The following is a 5,403-nucleotide window of genomic DNA, read 5'->3' as shown; positions in this document are numbered from 1 at the left end:
GGTCTGGCCCGCCCCGCCCTGGCGGGCGACGGCCGTGCCGGGCTGCGGCGGGCCGGAGCGGGTGCCGGGCGCGGACGCCCGGGTCTGCCGGGGGGTGCGGGGCGCCGCCCGCCCGCCCGCGCCTGGCTCGACGCCGGGCGCGGCGTCCTCACGTGTCGGCTCGCGCTCGGCGGCCGGCTCCGGTTCGGGCCCGCCGAGTTGCGGGGTGGACGGCTGGACGGCGGCGCCGCCGGTGTTGCGGAACAGTTCGTCGGCTGCCGGGAGACTCACTCGGCGTGGCACCGGGCGAGCACCTCCCTGGCGAGCTGGCGGTAGGCGGCGGCGCCGACCGAGTTGGAGGCGTAGGTGGTGATGGGCTCACCGGCGACGGTGGTCTCGGGGAAACGCACGGTCCGGCCGATGACGGTGTGGTACACGTTCTCGTCGAAGGCCTCGACGACGCGGGCGAGCACCTCTCGGCTGTGCACGGTCCGCGAGTCGTACATGGTGGCGAGGATGCCGTCCAGGCTGAGTTCGGGGTTGAGTCGCTCCTGGACCTTCTCGATGGTCTCGGTGAGCAGCGCGACACCGCGCAGCGCGAAGAACTCGCATTCCAGCGGGACGATCACCTTGTGCGCCGCGGTGAGCGCGTTGACGGTGAGCAGGCCGAGCGAGGGCTGGCAGTCGATGACGACGAAGTCGTAGTCCGGCAGCAGGGGTTGCAGGGCGCGCTGCAGTGACGATTCCCTGGCCACCTCGCTGACGAGCTGCACCTCGGCGGCCGAGAGGTCGATGTTGCTGGGGAGCAGGTCCATGCCGGCGACGGCGGTCTTGAGCAGTACCTCGTCCGGCGTCATGCCCCGCTCCATGAGCAGGTTGTAGACGGTGAGGTCGAGTTCCATCGGGTTGACGCCGAGGCCGACCGACAGGGCGCCCTGCGGGTCGAAGTCGACGAGCAGGACACGGCGGCCGTACTCGGCGAGCGCGGCGCCGAGGTTGATGGTCGACGTGGTCTTGCCGACGCCGCCCTTCTGGTTGCACATCGCGATGATCTTGGCCGGGCCGTGTTCGGCGACCGGCCCGGGGATCGGGAAGTAGGGCAGCGGGCGGCCGGTGGGACCGATCCGCTCGCGGCGCTGGCGGGCCGCGTCCGGGGCGAGGGTCGCCGCGTACTCGGGGTCCGGCTCGAAATCCGCGTCGGGGTCGTAGAAGTGACCCTCCGGCAGTTGGGTGTAGTCCGGGTGGATGTCGGGCCGGACGCCGTCGCCGTCCCCGAGGTGACCGGGGTCCGGGGCGTTCGCGCCCTGCTGCTGGGTGTTCTGATCGACTGTCATGCTCGTTGGGTCCTGGTGGGCGGAGAAAGTGTGGACAGCGACGGAGCCGACAGCCTTGAGCCCCGCGGCCCCTTGGCCCGACGCGAGCGCTCCTGGTCGACCACCTCCGGGAGAAAATGTCGACTCATTCACAAGTCGTCTTACCTCCTTGGCGACCAGGGAACTTCTAGACAGGTCAGCGTGGCACTATGCCGACGGTTGGCGACTCTATGGCGTGTCGGCGGTTCGCAGCAACACAATCCGTCGGAGACGGCACGATGTGTCGGTAAGCGAACACATGCTTGTCAAGGGCGCACGGGGGTCGCGCGCAAGGTTTCACCGGTGGGCGAATCGGTTAAACAGCCACGATCACGGCGAGTTGACGCCGCGTCGGACCGCCTTCGACCAGGCCGGGGACGTAACCGGGAACACGTCACCGGCCGACCCCCTGGGGCGGGGGTCGGCCGGTGACGTGCGTCGAGTCACGTTGACGTTCGCCGTTGACACGACCGGGAGGTGTGTCGAGTCAGCCCGGTCGGATCAGCCGAGCAGGCTGTCGAGTTCGACCTTCTCCAGGCCGTGCGCCTCGGCGACCGGACCGTAGACGACCTTGCCGTCGTGGGTGTTGAGACCCTTGGCCAGCGCCGGGTCGCGGCGCAGCGCCTCCACCCAGCCGCGGTTGGCGAGTTCGACGATGTAGGGCATCGTCGCGTTCGTCAGCGCGTAGGTCGAGGTGTTGGGCACCGCGCCGGGCATGTTGGCCACGCAGTAGAAGACGGAGTCGTGGACCTTGAAGGTCGGCTCGGCGTGCGTGGTGGGGCGGGAGTCCTCGAAGCAGCCGCCCTGGTCGATCGCGATGTCGACAAGGACACTTCCCGGCTTCATCCGGGAGACCAGCTCGTTGGTGACCAGCTTCGGCGCCTTGGCGCCCGGGATGAGCACGGCGCCGATGACCAGGTCGGCCTCCAGGACCGCGCGCTCCAGCTCGAAGGCGTTGGAGGCGATCGGGCGCACCTTCGTGCCGAAGATGCGGTCGGCCTCACGGAGCTTGTTGATGTCCCGGTCCAGCAGGGTCACGTGGAAGCCCATGCCGACGGCGATCTGGGTGGCGTTCCAGCCGGAGACGCCGCCGCCGATCACGACCGCGCGGCCCGCGTGCACGCCGGGCACACCGCCGGGCAGCACACCGCGGCCACCGGCGGAGGCCATCAGGTGGTAGGCGCCGACCTGCGGGGCGATCCGGCCGGCCACCTCGGACATCGGGGCGAGCAGCGGCAGCGCGCGGTTCGCGGTCTCGACGGTCTCGTAGGCGATGGCGGTCGTACCGGACTCCACGAGCGCGTCGGTGCACTCGCGGGAGGCGGCCAGGTGCAGGTAGGTGAAGAGGATCTGGTCCTTGCGGAGGCGGTGGTACTCCTCCGCGATGGGCTCCTTCACCTTCAGCAGCAGATCGGCGGTGGCCCACACCTCGTCCGCGGTGCCGAGGATGGTGGCACCGGCTGCGGTGTACTCCTCGTCAGCGATCGAGGAGCCGGCTCCGGCGCCCTGCTCCACGTAGACCTGGTGGCCGTTGCGGACGAGTTCGTTCACGCCGGCCGGAGTGATGGCCACGCGGAACTCGTTGTTCTTGACCTCGCGGGGGATACCGACCTTCACGTCGATCACGGTCCTTGCTCTGGGGGTGCTGGTCGCGCCGCGCATCTGACGAGTGCCCCGCTTCTCCCTGTTTGTTCCTGATCACACACAGATCGAGTACATCTGGGTACTCACCAGTACATAACCGGAAACAAGCGCTTACAAGGGGAATGCCGGAAGGCAGCCGGGATGACCACGACGCAGCCAGTCTAATGAAGGATCTGCTCGTGTCTAGCCTTGCAAAGGGTCAATCTTTCCCGATCTCGCCATGGATTTCGTAGGTCGAGCCTCGGCTGTCACACGAGGGACCGGACGAATCGGCCGTATCGCTCGCCCCGCCGGCGGCCGCGCCGGACGGCTCACCGCCCCGCTCGCCCGCCGCCTCCGCGTCCAGTTCGGCGAGCAGCCGGTCGGCCAGCGCGCGGTGCGCCGCCGCGGTGGTGAACTCCCCCAGGCGGTCGCAGGTGTCCGCGAGTCGCAGGCTCAACGCCGCCCGCAGCCGTCCGTCGCCGGCGCGCACCGCCCAGTCCAGGGCGTCGTAGCAGGTCCGCAAGGAGTCCTCCGGACGGCCCGCGTACTCCTGCACCCTCGCCAGCTCGCCCAGCGCCCGGGCACAGCCCTGCGGATCCCGTAGCCGGCGGTGGCCGGCGACCGCCGCCCGCCAGGCGCCGAGCGCCTGCGCCCACTGCCCGGAGTACATCCGCACCGCGCCCAGCCGCCCGTACAGCCGGGTGGTGACGCCCACGTCGTCCCTGGTCTGCGCGAGCGCCAGCGCCCGGTCGAACCAGTCGGCGGCCCGCTGCCAGTCCTCCAGCTCCGCGTACGCGCAGCCCATCGAGTCCATCGCGCGGACGGCGGCCTCGTGCCAGCCCTCGCCGTCCGCTCGGGCGGCCTCCAGCGCGGCCCGGTAGCGCGCCAGGGCCTCCGGAAGACGTCCGCAGCCGGCGTCCAGATCGCCGAGGTTCAGCAGCGCAGCGGCCTTCTCCCGGTGCAGCCCGCGCCGCTCGGCCACGTCGAGCACCAGCTCGTGCAGCCGGTAGCGTTCGGGGGCGGCCTCCTCCGGCTGCCGGTGCGCCTCCAGCGCACGGGCGAGGGCTGCGAGGTAGCGGCGGGCGAGAGTGTCCAGGTCACCGTCGGCGACGACCTGCCGCGCGGCCGCGAGCAGCGCCGGAAGACGGCCGTCCAACCAGCGGCGGGCCGCCTCGGCGGTGTCGAAACGCATCGCCTTCGGCTCGGCCGCCAGTGCCCGGCGGTCCTCGGATTCGGGCGGTTCGGTCGCCGCCCGGCAGTTGTGCAGCAGCCGTACGGTCCGCTCCAGCATCCGGGCGCCGGCCAGCAGGATGTCGGCCGGCTTCTCCGCGCGTTCCAGTTCCGCGCGCAGCAGCGGGTCCAGGCAGCCGGGCACCTCGAAGGTGCCGTCGCCGAGCGGGCGCAGCAGCCCGGTCGCCGCGAACTCCTCGACGGCGGTGCGGGCCGCCGGTACCGAGCAGCCCGCGAGCGCGGACGCGGTGTGCGCGTCCACCAGCCCGCCCGGCGCGAGCGGCAGCAGCCGCAGCATCCGCGCCGGAGTCGGCGGCAGGGAGTCGAGCAGCAGATGGAAGGCACGGGGCAGCGGTCCGCTCTCCTCGCGGGCCTCCATGGCGCGGGCCGCGTCGAGTACCGAGGACTGCGGGTGGGCGGCCAGCCAGCCGGCGGCGAGCGTCAGCGCGGCCGGCAGGTGCCCGCACAGTTCGGCGAGCCGTTCGGCGGCGCGGGGGTCCACGGTGATCCGGATCTCGCCGCCGGAGCGCCGGGCGAGCAGAGTGCGCGCGGCGTCGCCGTCCAGCCCGCCCAGCGTGCAAGGCCGGACGTCCGGTACTCCCGTCAGCGGGCCGTCGGCGGTGGCCACGACCAGGCAGCCGCGGGTCTCCGGCAGGATCTCCACGACCTGTTCGGCGGCGGCCACGTCGTCGAGCAGCAGAAGCGCCCGGCGCTCCCGCAGGGTCACCCGCAGCAGTTCGGTGAGTTCGTCCTCGCCGGCGCCGGCGGGGGCGGGAACGCCCAGCGCGTCGAGCAGGTCCCGGGCGATCCGCTCCAGCGGGACGACGGCGCCGCCCGGATCGGTCAGTCGGGCCCGCAGCACCCCGTCCGGGTAGTCCGCGGCGACGCGGGCGGCGAACTCCTCCGCCAGTGCGGTACGGCCCGAGCCGGGACGGCCGGCGATCAGCAGCACCCGGCAGCGGGCGGCCGGACGGCCGGCCAGCGTGTCCAGCCCGGCGCGCTCGACGTCGGCCGTCAGACCGGCCAGCTCGCGCCGGCGGCCCGTCCATCCTTCTTGTCCGGCAGCCGCCCCGGGGACGCTGCTGTGCACCGCCTGATCCGTCACGGACCGAGCCTAGTCCAGGGCCCCCTACGCCTGCCCGTACGACAGGCGTAGGAGTCACCTCATCGGATCAACGCCGGGGCCCGCGGGGAGGGACCGCGGTCAGTACGGGCG

Annotated in this window: 3 protein-coding genes and 1 pseudogene; all 4 read right to left on the bottom strand. The window is 72.2% G+C overall.

The window, feature by feature from the left end:
- Nucleotides 1-270 (bottom strand): annotated as a pseudogene (locus FNX44_RS23410) (hypothetical protein); the annotation flags it as partial.
- A complete protein-coding gene (locus tag FNX44_RS23405; protein WP_228450149.1) occupies nt 267-1,313 on the bottom strand; it encodes a ParA family protein in 1,047 nt (348 codons plus the stop codon). The gene FNX44_RS23405 and the pseudogene FNX44_RS23410, both read right to left, overlap by 4 nt.
- Before the next feature lie 519 nt (nt 1,314-1,832).
- Nucleotides 1,833-2,948, bottom strand: coding sequence for an alanine dehydrogenase (gene ald / locus FNX44_RS23400; protein WP_143650825.1), 1,116 nt, complete (start codon nt 2,946-2,948; stop codon nt 1,833-1,835).
- Nucleotides 2,949-3,174: 226 nt separating this feature from the next.
- Entirely contained in the window at nt 3,175-5,292 is a 2,118-nt protein-coding gene (locus FNX44_RS23395; protein ID WP_143650821.1) for a tetratricopeptide repeat protein, read from the bottom strand.
- Between the last annotated feature and the right edge of the window lie 111 nt (nt 5,293-5,403).

The organism is Streptomyces alkaliterrae, from assembly GCF_007097205.2.
GTDB lineage: Bacteria > Actinomycetota > Actinomycetes > Streptomycetales > Streptomycetaceae > Streptomyces > Streptomyces alkaliterrae.
This window is presented reverse-complemented; position numbering and strand designations above follow the sequence as displayed.

Coding starts and splice junctions, on each gene's coding strand:
- FNX44_RS23405 (WP_228450149.1), bottom strand. CDS start 1,313: ATGACAGTCGATCAGAACACCCAGCAGCAGGGCGCGAACGCCCCGGAC.